Source organism: Variovorax sp. OV700 (genome assembly GCF_900099805.1).
Lineage (GTDB): Bacteria > Pseudomonadota > Gammaproteobacteria > Burkholderiales > Burkholderiaceae_C > Variovorax.
On the sequence record NZ_FNDR01000006.1, the window covers coordinates 133164 to 156247 of the forward strand.

Annotated in this window: 17 protein-coding genes and 1 tRNA gene; 8 read left to right on the top strand and 10 right to left on the bottom strand. The window is 65.8% G+C overall.

Translation table 11 applies throughout. From position 1 onward, the window contains the following. Positions 1-4: 4 nt before the first annotated feature. Together BLR24_RS15835 and polA are read right to left on the bottom strand one after the other, a co-directional pair. Positions 5-1291 (bottom strand): M20/M25/M40 family metallo-hydrolase, encoded by a 1287-nt coding sequence (locus BLR24_RS15835; protein ID WP_093018506.1) that lies wholly within the window; start codon positions 1289-1291, stop codon positions 5-7. Positions 1292-1325: 34 nt separating this feature from the next. Next, positions 1326-4148, bottom strand: coding sequence for a DNA polymerase I (gene polA / locus BLR24_RS15840; protein ID WP_093018508.1), 2823 nt, complete (start codon positions 4146-4148; stop codon positions 1326-1328). Between the two features lie 97 nt (positions 4149-4245). Here polA and BLR24_RS15845 point away from each other — a divergent pair, with 97 nt between their 5' ends. Genes BLR24_RS15845 through BLR24_RS15855 form a run of 3 tightly spaced genes read left to right on the top strand, consistent with a single transcriptional unit; the run spans position 4246 to position 6542 of the window. Next, complete coding sequence (locus BLR24_RS15845; protein WP_093018510.1) at positions 4246-4611, top strand: hypothetical protein; 366 nt, start codon at positions 4246-4248, stop codon at positions 4609-4611. A 43-nt stretch (positions 4612-4654) separates the two neighbouring features. Further along, the gene (locus tag BLR24_RS15850; protein ID WP_093018512.1) at positions 4655-5701 is read left to right on the top strand and encodes a homoserine kinase; all 1047 of its coding nucleotides are present in this window, start codon (positions 4655-4657) and stop codon (positions 5699-5701) included. Between the two features lie 10 nt (positions 5702-5711). Next, complete coding sequence (locus BLR24_RS15855) at positions 5712-6542, top strand: BPSS1780 family membrane protein (protein ID WP_093018514.1); 831 nt, start codon at positions 5712-5714, stop codon at positions 6540-6542. A gap of 19 nt (positions 6543-6561) precedes the next feature. Here the strand turns inward: BLR24_RS15855 and BLR24_RS15860 are convergent, their stop codons facing one another. The 3 genes from BLR24_RS15860 to BLR24_RS15870 all read right to left on the bottom strand — a co-directional run bounded on the left by BLR24_RS15860 (position 6562) and on the right by BLR24_RS15870 (position 14391). Continuing rightward, positions 6562-8094: a DUF3999 domain-containing protein gene (locus BLR24_RS15860; protein WP_093018516.1), complete on the bottom strand. Its 1533-nt coding sequence runs from the start codon at positions 8092-8094 to the stop codon at positions 6562-6564. Continuing rightward, positions 8091-11852 (bottom strand): DUF2339 domain-containing protein, encoded by a 3762-nt coding sequence (locus BLR24_RS15865; protein ID WP_093018518.1) that lies wholly within the window; start codon positions 11850-11852, stop codon positions 8091-8093. Before BLR24_RS15865 ends, BLR24_RS15860 begins: the two co-directional genes overlap by 4 nt. Positions 11853-11985: 133 nt before the next feature. Continuing rightward, complete coding sequence (locus BLR24_RS15870; RefSeq protein WP_093018520.1) at positions 11986-14391, bottom strand: UvrD-helicase domain-containing protein; 2406 nt, start codon at positions 14389-14391, stop codon at positions 11986-11988. Positions 14392-14597: 206 nt separating this feature from the next. On the opposite strand from BLR24_RS15870, the gene BLR24_RS15875 reads away from it, so the two are divergent. Beyond that, positions 14598-15575: a GMP reductase gene (locus BLR24_RS15875; protein ID WP_055799393.1), complete on the top strand. Its 978-nt coding sequence runs from the start codon at positions 14598-14600 to the stop codon at positions 15573-15575. A 28-nt stretch (positions 15576-15603) separates the two neighbouring features. Here BLR24_RS15875 and BLR24_RS15880 read toward each other — a convergent pair whose 3' ends face one another. Then, positions 15604-16470, bottom strand: a complete 867-nt coding sequence (locus tag BLR24_RS15880; RefSeq protein ID WP_093018522.1) for an alpha/beta hydrolase — start codon at positions 16468-16470, stop codon at positions 15604-15606. An 89-nt stretch (positions 16471-16559) separates the two neighbouring features. Here BLR24_RS15880 and BLR24_RS15885 point away from each other — a divergent pair. The 3 genes from BLR24_RS15885 (at position 16560) to BLR24_RS15895 (ending at position 19357) form a co-directional block, all read left to right on the top strand. Beyond that, positions 16560-16635 (top strand) — tRNA-Ala (locus BLR24_RS15885). A gap of 318 nt (positions 16636-16953) precedes the next feature. Beyond that, positions 16954-18642: a sensor histidine kinase gene (locus tag BLR24_RS15890; RefSeq protein ID WP_093018524.1), complete on the top strand. Its 1689-nt coding sequence runs from the start codon at positions 16954-16956 to the stop codon at positions 18640-18642. A gap of 22 nt (positions 18643-18664) precedes the next feature. Continuing rightward, positions 18665-19357 carry a LuxR C-terminal-related transcriptional regulator gene (locus BLR24_RS15895; protein ID WP_093018526.1) on the top strand — a complete coding sequence of 231 codons (693 nt, stop codon included), beginning with the start codon at positions 18665-18667 and terminating at the stop codon, positions 19355-19357. A gap of 44 nt (positions 19358-19401) precedes the next feature. Here BLR24_RS15895 and BLR24_RS31055 read toward each other — a convergent pair whose 3' ends face one another. After that, the gene (locus tag BLR24_RS31055; protein WP_254787334.1) at positions 19402-19566 is read right to left on the bottom strand and encodes a hypothetical protein; all 165 of its coding nucleotides are present in this window, start codon (positions 19564-19566) and stop codon (positions 19402-19404) included. Between the two features lie 57 nt (positions 19567-19623). Here BLR24_RS31055 and BLR24_RS31060 point away from each other — a divergent pair, with 57 nt between their 5' ends. Beyond that, complete coding sequence (locus BLR24_RS31060) at positions 19624-19743, top strand: helix-turn-helix domain-containing protein (RefSeq protein WP_254787336.1); 120 nt, start codon at positions 19624-19626, stop codon at positions 19741-19743. Positions 19744-19759: 16 nt separating this feature from the next. On the opposite strand, the gene BLR24_RS15905 is transcribed toward BLR24_RS31060, so the two are convergent. The 3 genes from BLR24_RS15905 to BLR24_RS15915 are packed head-to-tail and all read right to left on the bottom strand — an operon-like array spanning position 19760 to position 23056. Further along, positions 19760-20668, bottom strand: coding sequence for a type II secretion system F family protein (locus BLR24_RS15905; protein ID WP_093018528.1), 909 nt, complete (start codon positions 20666-20668; stop codon positions 19760-19762). Positions 20669-20680: 12 nt separating this feature from the next. Further along, entirely contained in the window at positions 20681-21673 is a 993-nt protein-coding gene (locus tag BLR24_RS15910; protein ID WP_093018530.1) for a type II secretion system F family protein, read from the bottom strand. A 9-nt stretch (positions 21674-21682) separates the two neighbouring features. After that, a complete protein-coding gene (locus BLR24_RS15915; protein ID WP_093018532.1) occupies positions 21683-23056 on the bottom strand; it encodes a TadA family conjugal transfer-associated ATPase in 1374 nt (457 codons plus the stop codon). Positions 23057-23084 lie beyond the last annotated feature (28 nt).

The following is a 23084-nucleotide window of genomic DNA, read 5'->3' on the forward strand; positions in this document are numbered from 1 at the left end:
CGACTCAGTTGCCTGCAACCTTGCTGCGGGAGAGATCCATCACCATGCGGGTTGCAAGATAGAGCCTCGGCTCGATGGAGTCGACCAGCACGTATTCGGCGTCCGCCGAATGCGCGCCAAAGCCCTGAAGGCCAAAGCGCTCGACCACCGGCGCCTTGGTCTTGAGCGCTGCAAATGCGGCATCGGTGCCGCCACCGGCCACCGCATCGTCGGCGCCCAACGGCTTGCCGAGCTCGTCCTTGTAGATCTGCTGCGCATGCTTTGCGAGCGCGCGCGAGGCATCGGTGGCCTCGAGCGGCGGGCGACGGCGCTCGAACTTCATCTCGACCTTGGCCTCCGGAATCAGCTGCTTCTTCACGCGCTCCTGCACCTGCTGCTCGATGCGGTCGTAGTCGCTTACCTTGAGCACGCGCACGTCGGCGCCCGCGGTGGCGCTGGCCGGAATCACGTTGCGGTTGCTGCCCGACTTCGAAATGGTCCAGTTCATCTTGAGCCCCGTGGCCGGATCGGACAAGTCTCGCATCTGCAGGATCTGGTGCGAGAGCTCGTAGAGCGCGTTCACGCCCTGCTCCGGCGCGGAACCCGCATGCGAGGCCTTGCCTGTCACGTTCAATGCCACCGAGGCAATGCCCGCGGTGGCGAGCGAGAGCTTGTCTTCCTTGACCGACGCGCCCTCGAACGACAGCACCGCGTCGTGCTCGCCGCCCAGTCGAGTGATGAGCGCGCGCGAACCGGGAGAACTGATTTCCTCGTCGCCGTTGATCAGCACGGTGAGCGTGCCGTAGTCCTTGAACTTGAGCGCCTGCAGCATCGCGACCGTGTGCGTGATGACCGCGACCCCCTGCTTGTCGTCGGCAATGCCCAGGCCGTAGGCCTTGTCGCCTTCGACGCGGAATGGCTGCTTGTTGAGCATGCCCACGGTGTAGACCGTGTCCATGTGCGCAATGAGCATGATCTTCTTTTTGCCCGTGCCCTTGAAGGTAGCGCGCACGACACGGCCGATCTTCTCGGGCGTGTCCTCCATGCGGTAGGCGTCGGCGCTCGGATCGATGAGCTCGACCTCGCCGCCCATGGCCTTGAACTTGGCGGCGATGAGATCGGAGATCTTCTCCAGGCCTTCAAGATCGCGGCTGCCGGATTCGATCGAGACCAGCTCCTTCAGCGTCTCGAGCAGCGCGGGCGTTTCCTTGGCGGCGAGCGTGGCGATGCGCGCATCGGGCGCGGCAAAAGCGCTGCCGAGCCATGCGGCGCAGACGGCGGCGAGCAGGAACTTGCGAGGCTGGATTTTCATGGGCTTGGTTCTTCCTTCTTGGTCGGACGGGGGGTCAGTGCGCCTTGTCCCAGTTGGGACCGATGCCGATCTCAGCGAGCAGCGGCACCTTGAGTTCGGCCACGCTGGCCATCAGGCGCGGAATTTCGGTGCGCACCCACTCGACCTCGGTGTCAGGCACTTCGAACACCAGTTCATCGTGCACCTGCATGATCATCCTGGTGGCGCGTTTCTCGTCGTCAAGCACGTTCTGTACCTTAATCATGCTCAGCTTGATCAGGTCGGCGGCCGTGCCTTGCATCGGCGCGTTGATGGCCGCGCGCTCGGCACCGCCGCGGCGCGGGCCATTGGGCGAGTTGATCTCGGGCAGGTACAGGCGCCGTCCGAACACGGTCTCGACATAGCCCTTTTCTTTTGCCAGCGCCTTGGTCTCGTCCATGTATGCCTTCACGCCCGGGTAGCGCGCGAAGTAGCGTTCGATGTAGGAGGCCGCGGCCTTGGTCTCGATCCCCAGGTTGCGCGCAAGCCCGAAGCTGCTCATGCCGTAGATGAGCCCGAAGTTGATCACCTTTGCGTAGCGGCGCTGCTCGCTCGACACCTGGTCGGGCGTGGAGCCGAACACTTCCGCCGCGGTGGCGCGGTGCACGTCGATGCCTTCGCGGAACGCGCGCAGCAGCGACTCGTCGCCGCTGATGTGGGCCATGATGCGCAGCTCGATCTGCGAGTAGTCGGCGCTGGCAATCACGCTGCCGGCCGGCGCAATGAAGGCTTCGCGCACGCGGCGGCCTTCGGGCGTGCGGATCGGAATGTTCTGCAGGTTGGGATCGTTGCTCGACAGGCGCCCCGTGACCGCCACCGCCTGCGCATAGTGCGTGTGGACGCGGCCAGTGCGCGGATTGGCCAGCTGGCCGAGCTTGTCGGTGTAGGTGCCCTTGAGCTTGGACAAGCCGCGGTGCTCGAGGATCTTGGCCGGCAACGGATAGTCTTCGGCCAGTTTCTCGAGCACTTCTTCGTCCGTGCTGGGTGCGCCGCTCGGCGTTTTCTTGACCACCGGCAGGCCCAGCTTGGTGAAGAAGATCTCGCCGATCTGCTTGGGCGAACCCAGGTTGAACGGCTGGCCCGCGATCTCGTAGGCCTCCTGCTCGAGCGCCATGATGCGCGTGCCAAGCTCGTGGCTTTGCGCCGCGAGCGTGGGCGCGTCGATCAGCACACCATTGCGCTCGACGCGGTAGAGCGCCTCGCTCGAATCCATCTCGAGCTGGTAGATGAAGCGCAGCTTTTCGTCGCGCTCGATCTGCGGCCACAGCGCCAGGTGAACGTCGAGCGTCTGGTCGCTGTCCTCGCATGAATACTCGGCGGCCTTGGCAATGTCGACCTGGCTGAACGGGATCTGGTGCGCGCCCTTGCCGCACAGGTCTTCGTACGAGATGCCGCTGCGGCCCAGGTGGCGTTCGGCCAGGCTCGCGAGGCCGTGCGGCCGGTGCGCCTCGAGCACGTAGCTCTGCAGCATGGTGTCGTGCGCATAGCCCTGCACCTCGATGCCGTGGTTGGCGAGCACGTGGCGGTCGTACTTGATGTGCTGGCCGAGCTTTTTCTTCTGAGGGTTTTCGAGCCAGGGCTTGAGCTTGGCCAACACTTCGTCGATGGGCAGCTGCGCGGGCGCGTCGGGATAGTTGTGCGCGAGCGGCACGTAGGCTGCCTCGCCGGGCTCGACGCTGAAGCTCAGGCCGACGATGCGCGCGACCATTTCGTCGAGCGAGGTGGTCTCGGTATCGATGGCGGCCAGCTCGGCGGCCTCGAGCTTGGCGAGCCAGGCGTCCAACTGCTCCCAGCTCGTGATGGTCTCGTACTTCAGGTTGCTCGCGGGCGATGCCGCCTCCATCGCGCCGAGGTCCGCCGATTCGTCGAACAACCCGCCCTGGTCGCTGCTTGCCGCGGCGCCGCGGGCCATCTGCTTCTTGTTGTTTTCCTCGATCAGCTCGGGCGGCACTTCCAGTGCTTCGAGCGACTTGACCAGGCTCTTGAAGCCGAACCTCTCGTAGAAGGGCTTGAGCTCGGCAGTTTGCGGCGCGCCCACTGGCAAGCCTTCGAGCGACGGGAGGCCCGTGACGTGCCCGGCCAGGTCGCAATCGGTGCGGATGGTGACGAGGTTCTTGCTCAAGGGCAGCTTGTCGAGTGCCTTGCGCAGGTTCTCGCCGGCCTGGCCTTTGACCTCGGCGGCGCGTTCTATCAGCGCGTCGAGCGAACCGTATTCGAGCAGCCACTTGGCAGCAGTCTTCGGGCCGACCTTCTCGACGCCGGGCACGTTGTCGACCGCATCGCCGACCAGCGTCTGGTAGTCGATCATCAAATTGGGCGGCACGCCGAATTCCGCCGTGACCCCGGCCACATCGCGCCTCTTGCCGTTCATCGTGTCGATGATGGTGATGTGCTCGTCCACCAGTTGGCTCAGGTCCTTGTCGCCGCTGGACACGATGACCTCGACGCCCTGCCGCGCCGCCGTCCGGGCGAGCGTACCGATCACGTCGTCGGCCTCGATGTCGGGCACGCAGAGCACCGGCCAACCCATGAGCTTCACCACCTCGTGGATGGGTTCGATCTGGCTGCGCAGATCGTCGGGCATGGGGGAGCGGTTGGCCTTGTATTCGGGATACAGGTCGTCGCGGAAGGTCTTGCCGGGCGCATCGAAGATGCAGGCCGCGTAATCGGCGCGGACCTCGCGGCGCAGCGCGGTCATCATGTTGATCATGCCGCGGATGGCGCCGGTCGCGGGGCTTTTCGGATCGCCGGGCACGGCCCGCAGGTCGGGCATGGCATGGAAGGCGCGGTAAAGATAGCTCGAGCCATCGACGAGCAGCAGCGTTTTCTTGTCGGTCATCGGGCCATTTTGCCGTGCCCGGACCGAGCTCCCGAACCACGGCGGCAAGCGCCGCCCGCCGACACGCCGGAGGCGGGCCCGAGCCTACAATCGTTGCATGCCTAGCCCCACACTCCTGGTCGCCCGCCGCATCCTGCTGGCGCTGGCCTTTGCCGTCCCTTTTGCCGCCGTCCAGGCGCAGCCCGCACCCGCTGGCGCCTCCGGGTCGCCCGAGCCGCTACAAAATCAGGAGCAGGCCGACGGCCGTCGCAACCAGAAGGTCGAGCACATTCACACGGAAGACAGCGGCGCCTCGGTCGACGAGGTGCGCTACGGAGGCCGCACGCAAAGCATCAACGTGAAGCCCAAGGCCAACGTGCCGGGCTACGAGGTGCGGCCGAACGACCCAGGCGCGCGAACGGGTTCGGGCGAAGCGAACTCGAACGGCAACGGCGCCCGGGTCTGGAACGTGATGAAGTTCTGACCGTGCCGCGCATTCAATCCGCAGCGACACGCTGAGCACCGCCATGGCAGTTTTTACCGAAGTCGATTTCGGCGAGGCCGACGCGCTCGTGCAGCGCCTGGGCCTGGGCCCTCTGCGCGAGCTTCGCGGCATCGAGGGTGGCATCGAGAACACCAACTACTTTGCGACCACCGAGAGCGGTGAGTTCGTGCTGACGCTGTTCGAGCGCCTGGGCGCCGAGCAGCTTCCTTACTACCTTTGTCTCATGAAGCACTTGGCGGGCGGCGGCCTGCCGGTGCCGGAGCCCGTCGCCGATCCGGCCATCCAGCCGCCGTCGGGGCACGCGCTGACGATCCCCGCGAACGCCCCGTGCGAACTGCTGCTCAAGGTGGCGGGCAAGCCGGCGGCGCTGGTGCAGCGGCTCTCGGGCCGGAGCGAACTCGCACCACGTGCCGCGCATTGCACCGAACTGGGCGCCCTGCTGGCGCGCATGCACATCGCTGCGCGCGACTTTCCGCGCATCCAGCCGAACCTGCGCGGCCTGGCCTGGTGGAACGACACCGTCCCGGTAGTGCTGCCCTACGTCGATGAATCGCAAGCGGGGTTGCTGCGCGCCGAACTCGCCTACCAGAACCACGTGGCCGAGTCGTCGGCCTACGCGGCGCTGCCGCGCGGGCCCGTGCACGCCGACATGTTCCGCGACAACGTGATGTTCGCCACCGGCGAAAACGCCGGCGTGGCACCGCGCCTGACCGGCGTTTTCGACTTCTACTTTGCCGGCACCGACACATGGCTGTTCGACTTGGCCGTGTGCCTGAACGACTGGGCCATCGACCTCCCGACCGGACAGCACGACGCCGAACGCGCCGACGCGCTGCTGGCGGCCTATGAAACCGTTCGCCCGCTCAACGCGGCCGAGCGCGCCCTGCTGCCCGCCATGCTGCGCGCCGCGGCGCTGCGCTTCTGGATCTCGCGGCTCTGGGACTTTCACCTGCCGCGCGAAGCCAGCATGCTGAAGCCGCACGACCCGGCGCACTTCGAGCGCGTGCTGCGCGAGCGCGCCGCCCATCCGCACGCCATGGCGCAGTCGCTCGAACCGCTGGCCGCCTGATCCTCAAAAAATGAAACTCCACCTCGTGCCGGCGCGAACCGGCGCCGAATGGGTCCGCCTCGGGCTCAAGACTTTCTGGCGCCAGCCGCTCGCCTTCATCTCGCTGTTCTTCCTGCTGATGGCGCTGATCTCGACGGTGTCGCTGCTGCCGCTCGTCGGCAGCGTGCTGGCGCCGGTGCTGCTGCCCTTCATGACGTTGGGCCTGATGGTGGCCACTTCGGTGGCGTACACCGACAACGCCGAGGGCATCGGCACCGAAGGGCACACGCAGCGCCCCACCGGCTCCGCCATGTTCATCGCCGTGGCCGGCGCCATGCGGGCCGAGTGGCGTTCACTGGTCAAGCTCGGCGTGATCTCCGCGCTGTACTTCGTGGTGGCCGTGCTGCTGACCACGTTCGTCGACGGCGGCCAGCTTGCCAAGGCCTACCTGCTCGACGAAGCGCTCACGCCCGAGGTGATGGCGAGCAGCGACTTCCAGGTGGCACGCATGCTCCTGATGTGCCTGAACCTGCCGCTCTCGCTCGCCATGTGGCATGCACCCGCGCTCGTGCACTGGCACCGCGTGGAACCGGTGAAGAGCGTGTTCTTCAGCGTGGTCGCGCTGTTTCGCAACTTTGGCGCCTATGCGCTGTTCGGCCTAGCGTGGCTGGGCGTGTTCCTCATCGCCGGCATCGGCATCGGCCTGATCGCCACCGTGGTGATCGGCTTTGGCGCGGTAGGCGGCGGTGCCGGCGCGGCGGCCATCGGCAACGTGCTGATCGTCGGCATGGCGCTGGTGCTCGCGGCCATGTCGATGAGCTCGACCTGGTTCACCTTCCGCGACAGCTTCGATCCGAACTGAAGGCGCCGCGGCCGACGGGTCAGTCGGCCAGCGCCCGGTCCTTGCGAAGGCTCGCGAAAAGCGACCAAGCCATGCCGGCCAGCAACAGCAGGCCCACACCCAACGCGCCCCACAGCCACCACTTGCGGAAGGGGTCGGGTTGCACTGGAACGGGCAATTGCGCGGCTGCGGCCACCACCGCTTCGACAGCGGCCACCGGCGCCGGCGGCAGCGTGACGGAGGCTTCGCCGGCCGTCACGGGCTTGCTGGGCGAATAGCCCGGCAACAGCGTGGCCAGCGGCAAGGCGGCGCCCGGAGCGCCGCCTTGCACCACCTGCTTTTCGGGCGCCGTATTCCAGCTCAGCGAAAACGGCGCGGCGCCCTGGGCCAGGAGCACCAGCGTGCGCGGCGTGGCGCCTACCGCAATCGTCGGCGGCGTGGGGCCCAGCACGCTCACCGGCCCCGCCGTGCGCAGCCGCAAATGCGAGTAGCTCCTGCCATCGAGCGCCAGCAACGGCGAACGCGCCTCGCCAGCCCCTTGCGCAAGGCGGTACACCACCGTGTCGAGCAGCGGCACTTCACCGGGGCTGCTTGCAGCGGGCGCTGGCCGGCGTTGCTGGTGCCGCAGCGCATATAGCGGATTGCGTGGAACAAATACCGGCTCGGCGGCCGCCGGCGTAGCGGTGAACAGGCCTGAAACACCGACCTGCGCCAGCGTGTTGACGTCGGCCAGGTCGACGCGCAGGCTTTCCACCGGAAGGCCGCGCGGCAGCGCGTAGTCGCAATGGTCGGTGCCGCAACGCTCGGGCTTGAGCGCGCTCGTCCATTGGAGCGGTGCCACGGGCTCGACCTCTTGTACGCTGTCGATCGCAACACCGGTCAGCGGTGCGCCGTTTTGCGGATCGCTCCAGCGCAGGCGCAGGAAGCGCGCATGCACACCGCCGAGGTCGACCGCGAGGCGCTCGATGGTTTGGCCGCCGTGTGCCAGCCGCACCAGTTGCTCTTCGCCGCCAACCGGCCGCCAATGCCGCAGGTCGTCGCTGGCTTCGAGCCTGAAGGCGAACAGGCCGCGCGCCGCGGGCGCCACGTCGAAGCGCGCCTGTAGCAGGCCACCCTTGAGCTGGCTCGCATCGATCAGCCACTGCGCCGCTTCCGCCGGCTTGCGCGCCGGGTTGCGGGCCAGTGCCAGCGAACCGTCGGGCCGCACTCTGAAGCCCAGCGATGCGTCTTCAGCCGAGTCGGCGGTGCCCGAAGCAGTCGCGGGCAGCGCGAAGATCGGCACCTCCTTGGACGTGAATTGCGGCTCAGCGGCCTCGTTGCGCAGCCATGCGTAGGGCACGGCGTTACCGGCGGCATTGCGCACACGCAGATCGCGCAGGTCGCCGTATGCAGCATGGGCGTAGATGCCGAGCGGCAGCGCGAGCCGGTAGTAGGGGCCGTTGCCTTGCAAGGCGATGGGAGCCGTCGCGGTGGTCGGGCGCTGCGCCCCGGCCACACCCAGCCAGCCCACAGCCACAACCGCGGCCAGACGAACGCACACCGTGCGGCGCAATGCCTTCACACCCTGCTTCACGCGACACCTCCTTCGGGCAACACATCTTTCTCCATTTCCTTCCGCGTTGGCGGCACCGGGGCGAAATAGCCCACCAACAGCAGCAATGCGCCCACCGCAATGAACGACACGATGCGGAACAACCCGCCTCGGTCCGCCAATTCGACGAAGAACAATTTCAGCACCACAACGCCGAGCAGCGCGGCGCCGCCGACCCACAGCGTGCGCACCCCGCGTGCATGGCCGAGGACCATCGCAACCACGCCGCAAATGGCCCAGGTGATGGAGAGCGCCGCCTGCGTGAGCCACGAGGCGTAGAGCGCGTCGAAACGCCATTCGACACCCGCATAGTGATGGCAGCTGCGCAGCACCATGCCGGTCAGCAGCGCCAGGCCGGTGAGGCCGAGCACGCCCTTCGCAACCATGGGCTGCACGCGCGCGAACGAGCCCTGTGGCAAGGCACGCCACCAGAGCACCAGCGCGAAGAGCACCAGCCATTGCGCAAGCTCCAGCGGGTTCAGCAGCGGCACGTAAGGCAGCGGCGATGCGTTCCCCGGGCTCGTGGCATTGGTGACCCAGACCCACGCCAGCAGGTAGGCCGCCACCGGCATGGCCGCGATCTCGAGGTACGCGGCCCGGTACTCGGACATCGGCCAACGCTGCAGCAGCGCGCGCGAACGCAGCATCCACAGCGCGAGCGCCGGCACGATGGCCCAGCCCAGCAGTTGCCAGCTCGACCATTCCGCGCCCACGCGCCCTAGCTGCCATTGGCATTCGCGCGCGGCCAGCAGCACAAAGAACCAGAAGCCTGCCACATGCAAGGGCGCCAGTGCCGACGGAGCCAGCCAGCGCTTCTGCGCATGCAAAAGCCGCAGGTGCCAGAGCAGCGCGAGCGGCCAGGCGATCCAGCCCAGAGCGCTCGATGGAACGTACACCCCCGGCGCGGCCAACGCGGCGCCATGGGCGGCAATCAGCACCAGGCCCGGCAAAGTGGCCAGGGTGGCCCGGCCCAGCTGCGGCCAGCCGCGCCGGTGCGCCACGACCGCCGAAAGAACGGAGGTCACAAGCACGATCGCCATGGCGGCCGCGGCCACATGCCCGGCCGACCCGTTGCGGCGCAGCACCTCGCCGGATTCGTCCAGCCAGCCGAAGAGCCACCACGCCAAGCCCCAGATCACCGGCGCCCACAGTACGGCGGGATTGGCGCACCAGTCATTGATCCAGCGTGTGCGCTTGGCCGCGCTGGTGCCTTCGGTGGCGCGTCGCCATGCCTCGTCGCTCATCCAGCCGCCGGCCAGCAGGGCCGCGAGACCCAGCACCACCGGCGTCCAGAAACCCAGGTGCGCGAAAGCCGGCGGCGGGTTGTTGCCGTAATAGATCCAGATCTGGCCAAAGACGTAGAGCAGCGCCGAAATGACCTGCAGTACGCCGGCCAGCGCCGCGAGCGGCTTGTGCGCCATGCGCAGCGCCACCCAAAGCACGACCGTGGCCGTGAGCGGCCACAGCAGCGCAGCCTGCGCAAGACTCACCTGGAACAGCATCGCGAGATGCAGCAGGCTCACGCCCGCAATCACCGCGACGGTATTGCCCGTCGACCACACCGGTTGGATGCCGCGTGCCAGTGCGGCGCGGTGCGCCCGCAGCATCGACCAGGCGGCGCTGCCGAGCAGGCTGAGCGCGATCAGGCTCGCCGCCACCGCGCCCTGCCAGCCGGTTGCAAGCACCTCGTCGCCGGCACGGGCATCGGCGACGCGATGCAGCGTGGTGATGAACGCGGCCACCGACATCGCCTGCATGCCATACGTCACGAACGCCAGCAGCCGCAGCTCGAAGCGCACCGCGACGGCAAAGGTGGCGGATGCCAGCACCGCCGTTGCAGCCGCTGCCCAGGGCGGCGTGAACCACTGCCACAGAAGCAGCGTGAGCGCGCCCATGCCGAGCCACGGCAAGGCAGTGCCCACGAGCGCTTCCCAGCCGTTGCCCTCGTCGAGCTTCGCGCGGCGGTGAATGGTCCACATCGCAAAGGCACTCACCGCCACCAGCAGCGGGCCGATCACGGAGCCCTGCAGCAGAGGATGTCCCGCGGCGGCATCGAGCTGCGTGGCCTCGAGCAGCTTCCACACCGCACCGGCAAACACCAGAAAAGAGAAGGCGCGCGCATACACGCGCCCCTGCCGCGCACCCAGCCAGTACATGCCGGCCGCTTCCACGGCCCAGGCCGCACCCGTCCACCGGCCTTCGAAGCCGAGCGGAATGGCGAGCGTGCCGAAGATCACGCCGACGATCGCATAGGCCTCCGCCAGCAGCGCCAGGCCCTTCGGCTGCGTGGCAAAAACCAGGCGGCCCAGCACCAGATAGAAGGCCGCGAGTGCCATGGCCGAGAACGCGGCGCCGTATTCCCACGGCTGCATCAGCAGCACCTGCATGCCGAACGCGACCATGGGCGTGCCGAACACGAGCGAACTGTCGACCCGGCCCGCGCGGCGCAAGGTATCGAGCGCGCGTGCGGCCAGCGGCTGCGCGGGCTGCACGGGTGCATCGAACAGCGTGCGGCGCGCAAACAGCAGGCCGATGGCCACGAACAGCAGGAAGAACACCAGGAGGAAGGGCTGCACGATGCCGTACTGGTCGTCGGTGTAGTACTTGTGCGCCCAGCCCGCGGCCAGCGTGAAGGTGCCGACGAAGCCGATCAGGTTCAGCACCCGCCAGGCCTTGAACCAGGCGATCAGCACGATGCCGACATCGAGCACCAGCAGGTAGGTGAAGAGCCCCACCGGTCGGTTCTGGCCCGTGGACGCAAGCACCGGCGCCGCAAAGCCTTCGAGCACCGCCACGATGGCCAGCACCGGCGCGTTCTGCAGCACCGCCAGCACCGCGCTCAGCGCGGCCACGCCGAAGAGGAAAACGAAGCCCGCAGTCGGCGGCAGCAGCTCGTGCACCTTCATGGCCGCCAGCGTCGTCAGGTAGAAGACGCCGATGCCGGCGCCCTGCAGGATCAGCGCGTAGCCGGTGCGCTTGCGGCGCAGGAACCAGCCCAGCGCCAGAAGCCCCGCGCCCACGAGGGCGACCGCCGCATAGCGCAGCTCGACCGGCACGGTGACGCGCTCGGCCGTGTAGCGCAACAGGAAGGCCAGCCCCAAGAAGAGGATCAGCACGCCAAGCTTCACCAGCATGTTGCCGCCGAAGATCAGGTTCGCGATGGGCGCAGGCAGGCGGTCGCGCAGCGGGACCGCGGGAGGGGGCGGTGGCGGTGGCACGCGCCGGGGCGGCGCTGGCGTAGCCATGGGTGGCTTGGCGACCTCGGGTGCGGCCGGCTCGGAAGCAGCCTTCGCCACTGCCGGCTGGATGGCTGGCACCGGAACGTGCGCCGTGGCGGTTGCCGCTGCCGCTGCCGCCGCCGCCGCCGGCCGCGCGACCGGCATTGGCAGGGGTTGCGGGACCTGGACGTCCGGCTTGGCAGCCACAAGCACGGGTACAGGCGAAGGCATGGGCTCAATCGCCGCACCCGCTGCACCCTGCCCCAGCCGCTGTTCAAGCAGGCTCACGCGCTGTTCGAGTTCGGCGACGCGCTGCTGCAGCTTCAGCACGCCGCCCGCCGGCGCAGCGGTGGAAGGTGGTGCCGCGCTCTCAGCCTCCGTGCGCGCGGGGGCCGCCGGGGCTTTCTTGCCGACGATCTTCGGCAATGCGAACGCGCCGACCACCGCGAGGATCAGCGCGGCCGGAAGCGACTCGGCCAAGGCCCCTATGAAGAGCCCGGCAATCATTCCAAGGAACCACATCCCAACTCCCCTTGTTTTTTGGCGAGCAAGGAGTGTACGGCGATTGCTTCTTCAAGAAGCGTCTGAAACGCCCGTGGTTATTACGGCCTAAGCTATTTGTTTAATAGCAAATGTGCCCAAGGCATGGCAGCGCTCACACGGGCGTGAGCTTGGCCACAGACAGCGCGAGCCACTTCACGCCATGCCGCGTGAACTTGACCTGTGCGCGCGCATCGTCGCCCGTGCCCTCGAGCGACAGCACCGTGCCTTCGCCGAACTTGTTGTGGAACACCTGCATGCCCGATCGCAGGCCGTGCGAGGGCGCGGTTTTCTGCGGAGGCACCGGCGGGCTTGCATAGGTGTCCTTGTTACCGCCGTAGCCGCTGCCGCTGCTGTAACTGCCGCCGCCGCCGCGCGTGCTCGCATAACCGCCGCCGTAGCCGAAGGCCGACGGCGTGAAGGCCTGGTTCTTCGGCGTGAGCCACTTGAGCGCGCTTTCGGGCAGCTCTTCGAAAAAACGGCTCTTCACGTTGTAACGGGTCTGGCCGTGCAGCATGCGCGTTTGCGAATGGCTCAGGTACAGGCGCTTGCGAGCCCGCGTGATCGCCACGTACATCAGACGGCGCTCTTCCTCGAGGCTTTCGAAGTCGCTCATCGAGTTCTCGTGCGGAAACAGACCCTCTTCCATGCCGGTGATAAACACGCAGTCGAACTCCAGGCCCTTGGCGGCGTGAACGGTCATCAACTGCACCGCGTCCTGCCCGGCCTGCGCCTGGTTGTCGCCCGACTCGAGCGCCGCATGCGTGAGGAACGCGGCCAGCGGGCTCAGCGTTTCACCCGTCTCAGCATCGGGCGCGAGCGGCTCGTCGATAAGCGGCCGGCTCGGATCGATGCCCTGGCTCGCGGGCGACTGGCGCAGCTCGTCGATGGGCAGCGCCACCGCGTCGCGGCCGAAGCCTTCCTGCGTGACGAAGCTCTCGGCCGCATTCACCAGTTCTTCCAGATTCTCGATCCGGTCAGCGCCTTCGCGGTCAGCCTTGTAGTGCTCGACAAGGCCGCTGTGGTCGAGCACCAGCTCGATGATCTCGCGCAGGCTCGCGCCCTGCGTCTGCTCGCGCAGGACGTCGATCTTGGCAACGAAGGCCGTGAGGTTCGAGCCCGCCTTGCCGCCCACGGCGTGCACCGCGTCGTGCAGCGAACGTCCGGCCGTGCGCGCCGCGTCCTGCAGTTGCTCAAGCGTGCGCGCACCGATGCCGCGCGGCGGAAAGTTGACCACGCGCAGAAAGCTGGTGTCGTCGTCCTTGTTCTCGAGCAGGCGCAAATAGGCGAGCGCATGCTTGATTTCGGCACGCTCGAAGAAGCGCAGGCCGCCGTACACGCGGTACGGCACCGAGGCATTGAAGAGCGCCGTCTCGATCACACGGCTCTGCGCATTGCTGCGGTAGAGCACCGCCATTTCCTTGCGGTCGAAGCCGTCGCGCACGAGCTGGCGCATTTCCTCGACCATCCACTGCGCCTCGGCCAGGTCGGTGGGCGACTCGTACACACGCACCGGCTCGCCCGGGCCCTGGTCGGTGCGCAGGTTCTTGCCCAGCCGCTTCTTGTTATGGCTGATGAGCTCGTTGGCCGAATCGAGGATGTTGCTGTAGCTGCGGTAGTTCTGCTCCAGCTTAATCTGGTGCTGCACGTCGAACTCGCGCACGAAGTCGGCCATGTTGCCCACGCGCGCGCCGCGAAAGGCGTAGATGCTCTGGTCGTCGTCGCCCACGGCAATCACGCTACTCTCGCCCGGCGTGAACTGGCCGGCCGCGGTGACCCCCGAGAGCATCTTGATCCATGCGTACTGCAGGCGGTTGGTGTCCTGGAACTCGTCGATCAGGATGTGGCGAAAGCGCCGCTGGTAGTGCTCGCGCACCGGGTCGTTGTCGCGCAGCAGTTCGTAGCTGCGCAGCATGAGCTCCCCAAAGTCGACCACGCCTTCGCGCTGGCACTGCTCCTCGTAGAGCTGATACAGCTCGACCTTTTTCCGGTCGTCCTCGGTGCGGATCTCGACGTCCTTGGGGCGCAGGCCGTCTTCCTTGGCGCCGGCAATGAACCACTGCGTCTGCTTGGCCGGAAAGCGCTCGTCGTCGACGTTGAACTGCTTCATGAGCCGCTTGATGGCCGAAAGCTGGTCTTGCGTGTCGAGAATCTGGAAGGTGGAAGGCAGGTTGGCCAGCTTCCAGTGCGCGCGCAAAAGGCGGTTGCACAGGCCGTGGAAGGTGCCGATCCACATGCCGCGCACGTTGACGGGCAGCATCGCCGTCAGCCGCGTCATCATTTCCTTGGCGGCCTTGTTGGTGAAGGTCACGGCCAGGATGCCGCCGGCGGAGACCTGGCCGGTCTGCAGCAGCCAGGCGATGCGGGTGGTGAGCACGCGGGTCTTGCCCGAGCCGGCGCCGGCGAGGATGAGGGCATTGCCCGCAGGCAGGGTGACCGCGGCGCGCTGCTCCGGGTTCAGGTTCTGCAGCAGCGGCAGTTCCGAGGGGGTGGCGTCAGCCGCAGGTTCGTTAAACAACATCCGTCGATTGTAGAAACCAACCCGTATGCGGGTTATATGAAGAACCGGAAGACCCGCCTTGGCGAGACTGCGTAAAATCAATCACCGGGCCCAAGTTTCTTGCGTCCGGTTTTTTGTGGGCGTTTTCTTTTCGAAACGCACCGCCAAAGCCGGCCGGACCAAGCGCTCATTCGTTTTCCTCAACGATTCCTTCCAGGAGCCTGGTCATGCAAATTTTCGATTACGACAACATCCTTCTGCTGCCGCGCAAGTGCCGCGTGGAGAGCCGCTCGGAGTGCGACGCCAGCGTGACGCTGGGCGCACGCAGCTTCCGCCTGCCGGTGGTGCCGGCCAATATGAAGACAGTGGTCGACGAGCCGATCTGCCTCTGGCTGGCGCAGAACGGCTACTTCTACGTGATGCACCGCTTCGACCTGGACAACGTGAAATTCGTCAGGGAGATGCACGGCAAGGGCGTGTTCGCCTCGATTTCGCTCGGCGTGAAGAAGCCCGACTACGACACCGTCGACCAGCTGGCGGCCGAAGGCCTGGTGCCCGAATACATCACCATCGACATTGCGCACGGCCACGCCGACAGCGTGAAGAACATGATCGGCTACCTGAAGCAGAAGCTGCCGGCTTCCTTCGTGATTGCCGGCAACGTGGGCACGCCTGAAGCCGTGATCGACCTGGAGAACTGGGGCGCCGACGCCACCAAGGTCGGCATCGGTCCGGGCAAGGTGTGCATCACCAAGCTCAAGACCGGCTTCGGCACCGGCGGCTGGCAGCTCAGCGCGCTCAAGTGGTGTGCGCGCGTGGCCACCAAGCCGATCATTGCAGACGGCGGTATTCGCGACCATGGTGACATTGCCAAGAGCGTGCGCTTCGGCGCCTCGATGGTGATGATCGGCTCGCTCTTCGCGGGACACGAGGAGTCGCCGGGCCGGACGGTCGAAGTCGACGGTACGCTCTTCAAGGAGTACTACGGCTCGGCCAGCGACTTCAACAAGGGCGAATACAAGCACGTCGAGGGCAAGCGCATCCTCGAGCCCATCAAGGGCAAGCTGGCCGACACGCTGGTCGAGATGGAGCAGGACGTGCAAAGCTCCATCAGCTACGCGGGCGGCCGCACGCTGATGGACATCCGCAAGGTCAACTACGTCACGCTGGGCGGCGACAACGCGGGCGAACACCTGCTGATGTAGGCGCCCTCCCGGGCGCCGCAGGGCGGGATCAGGCTTCCAGCAGCTGCACCGCGTGCCGATGCAGCGTGTGGGCGGGGTCGGCCAATGCATCGACGACGCTGAAGTGGTTCAGGCCGTCCAGCGTCTCGCACACCGGCACCGCGTTGCGACCCCAGGCCTCGCGGATCGACGCGTTCTGTCGAATGAATTCCTCGCTCTCGTCGCCTCCCACCACCGCATGCAGCTGGCCGCGCGCAGGCGCGGGCCAGAGCGCCGGACTGGCGCGCAGCGCATCCGCATCGCTGAGCTTCAGCGCATGCTCGAGAAACGGCGTGCGCTGCAACGGCCGAAGGTCGTAGAGGCCGGAGATCGACAGTGCATTGCGCACAAGCTGCGCTGGCAGCTCGGGTGACAGGGCCTTCCAGTCGCAGGCGAGCAGCGCGGCCGCCATGTGGCCGCCGGCCGAGTGGCCTGCCACGGTGATGCGCGCGGGGTCCGCACCAAAGCTTGCGGCATTGCGCCAGGTCCATTCGAGCGCGCGCACCATCTGCATGACGATGTCCGGCACGGTCACTGGCTGCTCCGCCGTCCCGGGACACAACGCATAGTTGGGCATCACCACGCACACGCCGCGATCATTGAACGCAGGTGCAATGAAGGAATGGTCCCGCTTGTCCATGGCGCGCCAGTAGCCGCCATGAATGAAGACCAGCACCGGCGCATCGACCACGGGTGCGGGAAAGATGTCGAGCGTTTCGTTCACTCCCCGGCCGTAGGGCACATCGATCCGGCTGGGAAGCGCCTCACGCGCAGCCGCTGAATCGCCGGCCCAGCGCGCGAAGTACGCCGGGTGATCGTTGACCCGGGCGAGATTGTTGTACATGCCTTCCAGCCAGGCGGGTTCGTACGAGGCCATGCGGTTTCTGCTCCTTCTTTTGCGAGGCGCGAATCTTGGCATGGCCCCCTGCGCCAGGAGACGGGTTCTGGTTAAAATTCGGGCTGTGTGGGGGGGTAGCTCAGCTGGGAGAGCGCCGCGTTCGCAATGCGGAGGTCGTGAGTTCGATCCTCATCCTCTCCACCACCCATCATTCAGGGGCTCGGATTCTTCCGAGCCCTTTTTCTTGCCTGCTTTTGCCGCTTCCAGCGGCGGATACAACTGCTGGCCACCCCTCGCATTTCGCATCAGTTGGTAACAAAAGTACACACTGACCTAGGGTATTAACAAAAAGTATTGCTTTCGACTACAAAAGTAGTAATGTGAAAACCTCACAATATTAATTTTGGCGCAAAAGTGAACCAAGGTGTTACGTCCCGCAGATCCCCTCCCGGGGATATGGGCGTCTCGTCGCTATTGACAGCCGGCGAGATATGAGCCGCTCGATGCACTGGAAAACCCGCGATGCCTGCCTCTTCCATCGACCCGGATTCCGGGACCGACTCTCTGACCGCCGACGCGCTCATGGTGGCGCGAATGCGGCTGGTGCTGTCGGTCTCAGCGCTGCTGGCGGTCGGGGTTGACGCCGGCGAAGTAGACCAACAAGACATCGGCAGCACCATCTGGCTCGTCTTCTCGGGCTTTGTGGTTTACAGCCTCGGTGTTCACGTCTGCACCCGAACGGGCCTGCCGTATTTTCAGGGCAAGGCCATCCACTGGCTAGACATTTTGTGGTTCACGTTGATGGTCTTGGTGACCGGCGGCGGCGGCAGCCTCTACTTTCTCTTCTACTTCTTCGCCATCCTCACTTCGTCCTTCCGGTGGGGCTACGAAGAAGGTGCCCGCATGACCATGGCCGCGGTGGTGTCGTTCGCCACCTGCGGGCTCGGAACAGGCACAGGGAGCGACACCCCCCAACTGCTCATGCGCACCACGTTCCTCCTGGCGCTGGGGCACATGATCGGCCATTGGGGCGGATCGAAGGTCGAGTTGCGCCGGCGCCTTGCGCTGCTGAGCCAGGTGAGCCGGCTGTCGAATCCGCGGTTCGGCGTCAACCGCACGATCGCCAGCACGATGGAGAAGACCCTGGCCTTCTTCGAGGCAAGCCACTGCATCCTGCTGATGCGCGACACCGATACGAGCGGCTGGGTGCTGCGCTCGGTCGGAAAGAGCGATACGGCCGAATCCGTCAGTGTCGAGACGATCGAACGCGTCTGCGAGTCGCCGCTGATGGCACTGGACGCCGAGCACATCGTGCTGAGCAGCCGCCTGCCCTGGCCGATGAGCATGGTGCGCGCCGACGGACATGCCTGCGAACCTCGCACGCATCGCTGGCAACCCCAGGACGAACAGGGCCTGCGGCACAGCGCTGCGGTTGCCGCGATGCTGGAGGCTCGCAGCTTCATGACTGCACCGCTGCCAATGCGCCAGGGCGAGGGACGGATCTACGTGTCTTCACACGAGGGACTGTTCCGCAAGTCCGACGCGCTGTTTCTTGCGCACCTCGTGGACCAGGTCTTTCCGGTCATCGAGACCATTCGAGTGCTCGACGGCATGGCCTCGGAGGCCGCCTCGAAGGAGCGCCTGAAGCTCTCGCTGGACCTGCACGACACCGCGATCCAGCCCTATATCGGACTCAAGATGGGACTGAGCGCGCTTCGAAAGAAAGCAGGCGCCGACAATCCGCTGATCGACGACCTGGACAAGCTGGCCGCCATGGCCGAGAGCGTGGTTGCCGACCTGCGCCACTTTGCCGGCACCGTCAAGCACGGCGCCGACAGCCAATGCGAGTTCATCCTTCCGCATCTGCACCGCCAGGCGGCGCGTATCAAGACGCTCTACGGGATCGACATCCAGATCGTCGTTGACGGCGACGTCCACCTGGACGACCGGATGACGGCTGAAGTGCTCCAGCTGGTGCGCGAAGGGCTGAACAACATCTGCAAGCACACCCATGCCCATCACGGCCGCATCCGCATCGGCTGCACCGACGGCAAGCTGCAGATCCGGATCGAAAACGAAGCATGCGGCACCAATTTCTCGAACTTCCGCCCTCGCTCCATCAGCGAACGCGCGGCAGCCCTCGGAGGAAGCGCGGAGGTTACCCAGGGCATGGGCGGCGCAACGGCGGTTCTGGTCGAAATACCCATCTGAACAAGATAAAAGGGGAAGAAACATGCAACCCATCACAACGGATCATCCCATCGGTGTCATGCTGGTCGACGACCACCAGACCATGCTGTGGGGGCTGTCGAGGCTGATCGACGGGGAGCAGCCGCGCATGAAGGTGGTCGCCACCGCAAGCTGCTTCGAGCAAGCGCTGGAACACACCGTGCACTACGTGCCCGACGTCATCGTGCTCGACCTCGACCTGGCCGGCCAATGCTCGCTCGACATTCTTCCAAAGCTGCTGTCGAACGACATTTCGCGCGCGCTCGTCCTCACCGCGGAGCGCAAGCAGCAAACGCTGGACCTCGCCGTGCTGCGCGGCGCCAGGGGCGTGCTGGGCAAGGACGCTTCGGCGGAGCAGGTGCTCGATGCCATCCAACGCGTCCACAAGGGCGAGCTGTGCATCGACGCGCAGGCAATGGGCCGCGTTTTCTCCGAGCTGACTTCGCCCAAGAAGCCGGTGAAGGTGAATCCCGAAGAAGCCAAGCTGGCCAGCCTGACGCAGAAGGAACGGCAGGTTATTCGTGCCGTGGTCGAGGGCAGCGGTGCTCCGAACAAGACGCTTGCGTCAAGGCTATTCGTGACCGAGCACACGTTCCGCAATCACCTTACAGCCATCTACCAGAAGCTTGGTGTGGCGAACCGGCTGGAGCTGTATATCTACGCTATCAAGCATCAGCTGGACATGGTGCCTCACTGAGCGAAAGGCGGGTGCTTCACCCGCCCCTGTTCAGTGATCGCGGCTCACTGGCCTGCGAGCATGGGCATGACGATGCGTACCACGCGAATTGCCGCCGGCGTCAGGATGGGCCGCGTGTTCTCCGAGCTGACCTCTCCCAAGAAGCCGGTGAAGGTGAATCCATAAGAAGCCAAGCTGGCCAGCCTGAGGCAGAAGGAACGGCAGGTCATTCGTGCCGTGGTCGAGGGTAGCGGCGCTCCGAACAAGACGCTTGCGCACGGCTGTTCGTGACCGAGCACACGTTTCGCATTCACCTCACGGCGATCTACCAGAAGCTTGGTGTGGCGAACCGGCTGGAGCTGTATATCTACGCTATCAAGCACCAGCTCGACGCCGCGCCCTATTGAGCGCGGGCGCCGGGGCTCACAGTCCGCCGCTGAGCATCGGCCCGATGATGCGGACCACGCGGATGGCCGCTGGCGTCAGGATGACCAGCGAGATGCACGGAAAGATGCACAGCACCAGCGGCAGCAGCATCTTGGTGGGCACCTTGGCGGCAAGCTCTTCCGCGCGCACCTGGCGCTTGTGACGCAGGTCGTCCGAAAACACGCGCAGCGATTCGCCGATGCTGGTGCCGAACCGGTCGGCCTGGGTCAGCATGGTGGCGAAGGTCCCGATTTCCTCCACGCCCGTGCGCAGCGCGAGGTTGTGCAACGACTTCTCCCGTGTACCCCCCGCGCGCATCTCGAGATTGGTCCAATGCAGCTCCTGCGCCAGCGCCTCGCTCTTGACGCGGATCTCCTCCGTGACCTTGACCAGGGCGGCATCGAGCCCGAGACCGGCCTCGACGCAGACCAGCATCAGGTCCGCGGCGTCGGGAAAGTTCTCGAAAACTTCGCGTTGGCGGCTCTTGATCATCATGCGCAGCACGATGTTGGGCAAGTAGCAGCCAAGCAGCGCAGCCACCGCCAACCACAGCAGGGTGGTGAGTCCGTTGTCCGCTCCTGCCGCGCGAATCGCCACAAAGGCCAGGCCGGCAAAGCCAAGCGGCAGCAGCGTCTTCAGGCCAAAGTAAAAGAGGCTCGCATCCGGATGGCGGATGCCCGCATTCAGGAACCGCAGGCGCAACGGCGACGTCTCGCCGTCGCCCGTAGGCGAAGACAGCTGGGCGAAGGGCCCCACGATCTTGACGGCAGTTTCTGTCCACGCCGACTTGCTCGATGAAGGAGCCACCGCCCGCAGGCGCTGCTCGGTGCGCGTGGGCAGCATCCACACCGCGAATCCGCCGATGGCGAGGGACACGGTAACGAATACGAGGATGGGAAATAGCATGGCATTTCTCCTTCAGACACGAATCTTCACGATCTTGCGCAGGATCAGCACGCCGACCACCATCAGGCCCAGCATGTACTTGACGGCCGTGATGCCGATCGGATCGGTCCACAGGGGAGACATGAACTCGGGGTTGAAGACGTTCATGAGCGCCGCCAGTGCCAAAGGCATCAGGCCCAGGATCCAGGCCGACAGGCGCCCTTCAGCCGACAGCACCCGTACCCGCGCCAGCAGCTTGAGCCGGTCGCGGATGAGCCGGCTCAAGTTGCCGAGCACTTCGGTCAGATTGCCGCCGGAGTCGCGCTGGATCAACACCGAAACCACGAAGTAGCGCAGGTCGGTGAGCGGCACGCGCTCACTCATGTTCGTGAGCGCCTGCTGCAGCGAGACCCCGAAGCCGACCTCGTCGGCCACCATGCGGAACTCGCCCGCAATGGGTTCGGACATCTCCTCGCCGATCATCTGCACGCTGCTCGCAAACGAATGGCCTGCGCGAAGCGCGCGCGTCACCAGGTCCAGCGCGTCCGGCAGCTGTCTCTCGAGATGCGCCAAGCGGCGGCTGCGCCGGTAGTTAAGGTAGAGCAGCGGCACCGCCGCGCCGGCGGCGCCCACCAGCACGGCAATCCACGCGGCCTGGTTCGCAACCCACACCATCGCCAGGAAAATAAGCATGCCGGACACCGCGCAGGCGAGCAGAACGTGGGACACCGTCCATTCCAGACCGGCTTGGAGAATGAAGCGATCCAGGCGGTGGGCTCGCGGAAGCTTCAGCAGAACGCGCTGTATCCACGGTGCGTCGCTGAGCACGCGGTCTTTCACGAGTCGCGCCTGCGCGACGCGGTCGGTGGCCGCCGACAGCGCCTGCAGCCGCTTGCCGATCTTCTGTGCCCCGGGCCCTCTGTAGGCACGCCAAAGCATGTACAAACCCTCGATCACCAGCAGCACCGTCACGAAGACCAGCACAGACAGGGTAACGAGCGTGTCGCCAACCAGGTTCTGGAACATGATGGTCTCCTATTCGTAGTGCTTGTCGGGATCGAACATGGTGTCGGGCAACACCACACCGAAGGAGTGCAGGCGCTCGACGAATTTCGGCCGCACGCCGGTGGCATGGAAGTAGCCGCGCACGCGGCCGTCGGGGCCCATGCCGGTCTGGCGGAACGCGAAGATCTCCTGCATCGTGACCACCTCGCCTTCCATGCCGGTGATCTCCTGGATGCTGGTGACCTTGCGCCGGCCGTCAACCATGCGCAGGACCTGGATCACAACGGTGATGGCCGACGCGATCTGCTGGCGCACGGAGTGATGCGGAAGATTCAGGTTGGCCATGCTGATCATGTTCTCCAGCCGCGCCAGCGCATCCCTGGGCGTATTGGCGTGAATGGTCGTGAGCGATCCTTCGTGGCCGGTGTTCATGGCCTGCAGCATGTCGACCGCCTCGGCGCCGCGCACCTCGCCAATGACGATGCGATCGGGCCGCATGCGCAGTGCGTTGCGCACCAGTGCACGCTGCGTGATCTCGCCCTTCCCCTCGATGTTCATCGGCCGGGTTTCCATGCGGGCGACGTGCGGCTGCTGGAGCTGGAGTTCGGCGGCGTCCTCGATGGTGATGATGCGTTCGGTGGCGGGAATGAAGCCGGAGAGGATGTTCAGCAGCGTCGTCTTGCCGGCACCGGTGCCGCCGGAGATAAGCATGTTGATCTTCGAGCTGGCCAGCCCTTCGAGCATCAGCCCCATCTGCGGCGTCAGCGTCTTGAGATCGTTCACCAGGTTTTCCATCTTCAGCGGGATCTTTGCGAAGCGGCGAATCGACATCATCGGGCCATCCAGGGCAACCGGCGCAATCACGGCATTGACGCGCGATCCGTCGGGCAGTCGGGCATCGACCATGGGGCTGGATTCGTCGATGCGGCGCCCCACCAGAGAGACGATCTTGTCGATGATGCGCAGCAGGTGTTTCTCGTCGGTGAAACTCACGTCCGTCAGCTCCAGCCGACCCTTGCGCTCGACGTAGATCTGGTCGTGCGAGTTGATCAGGATGTCCGACACCGTCGGGTCGGCCATCAACAGCTCGATGGGCCCGAAGCCGAGCATCTCATGCTGGATGTCGCGTATCAGCGTGCGCCGCTCGATGTCGTTCAGCGCCTCGGGCTCTTCCTGCAGCAGCCGCGCGACCATGGTGGAGATTTCCTGCCTCAGCAACTCGGGCTTCAGGGTTTCGAGCGCGGCCAGGTCGAAGCGGTCCAGCAGCTTCAGGTGCATTCGCTCTTTCAGGAGCTTGTAGGTGTCCGAAGCAAAGGATGAAAGCGCTCCATCGGCCAAGGGCAACCCCGACGGACGCACGACCGGCTCGGCTTCGATTGCATTGAGCTGTTCTCGAAATGACATGGGGAACCTGCCTTGCTATGGAAGAAAG

Bases quoted from the DNA above. Each gene is read 5' to 3' on its own strand.
- BLR24_RS15890 (WP_093018524.1), top strand. From the start codon at position 16,954: ATGCCTGCCTCTTCCATCGACCCGGATTCCGGGACCGACTCTCTGACC.
- BLR24_RS15880 (WP_093018522.1), bottom strand. From the start codon at position 16,470: ATGGCCTCGTACGAACCCGCCTGGCTGGAAGGCATGTACAACAATCTC.
- BLR24_RS15865 (WP_093018518.1), bottom strand. From the start codon at position 11,852: ATGTGGTTCCTTGGAATGATTGCCGGGCTCTTCATAGGGGCCTTGGCC.
- BLR24_RS15835 (WP_093018506.1), bottom strand. From the start codon at position 1,291: ATGAAAATCCAGCCTCGCAAGTTCCTGCTCGCCGCCGTCTGCGCCGCA.
- BLR24_RS15870 (WP_093018520.1), bottom strand. From the start codon at position 14,391: ATGTTGTTTAACGAACCTGCGGCTGACGCCACCCCCTCGGAACTGCCG.
- BLR24_RS15915 (WP_093018532.1), bottom strand. From the start codon at position 23,056: ATGTCATTTCGAGAACAGCTCAATGCAATCGAAGCCGAGCCGGTCGTG.
- polA (WP_093018508.1), bottom strand. From the start codon at position 4,148: ATGACCGACAAGAAAACGCTGCTGCTCGTCGATGGCTCGAGCTATCTT.
- BLR24_RS15850 (WP_093018512.1), top strand. From the start codon at position 4,655: ATGGCAGTTTTTACCGAAGTCGATTTCGGCGAGGCCGACGCGCTCGTG.
- BLR24_RS15905 (WP_093018528.1), bottom strand. From the start codon at position 20,668: ATGCTATTTCCCATCCTCGTATTCGTTACCGTGTCCCTCGCCATCGGC.
- BLR24_RS15855 (WP_093018514.1), top strand. From the start codon at position 5,712: ATGAAACTCCACCTCGTGCCGGCGCGAACCGGCGCCGAATGGGTCCGC.
- BLR24_RS15895 (WP_093018526.1), top strand. From the start codon at position 18,665: ATGCAACCCATCACAACGGATCATCCCATCGGTGTCATGCTGGTCGAC.
- BLR24_RS15910 (WP_093018530.1), bottom strand. From the start codon at position 21,673: ATGTTCCAGAACCTGGTTGGCGACACGCTCGTTACCCTGTCTGTGCTG.
- BLR24_RS15845 (WP_093018510.1), top strand. From the start codon at position 4,246: ATGCCTAGCCCCACACTCCTGGTCGCCCGCCGCATCCTGCTGGCGCTG.
- BLR24_RS15875 (WP_055799393.1), top strand. From the start codon at position 14,598: ATGCAAATTTTCGATTACGACAACATCCTTCTGCTGCCGCGCAAGTGC.
- BLR24_RS31055 (WP_254787334.1), bottom strand. From the start codon at position 19,566: ATGACCTGCCGTTCCTTCTGCCTCAGGCTGGCCAGCTTGGCTTCTTAT.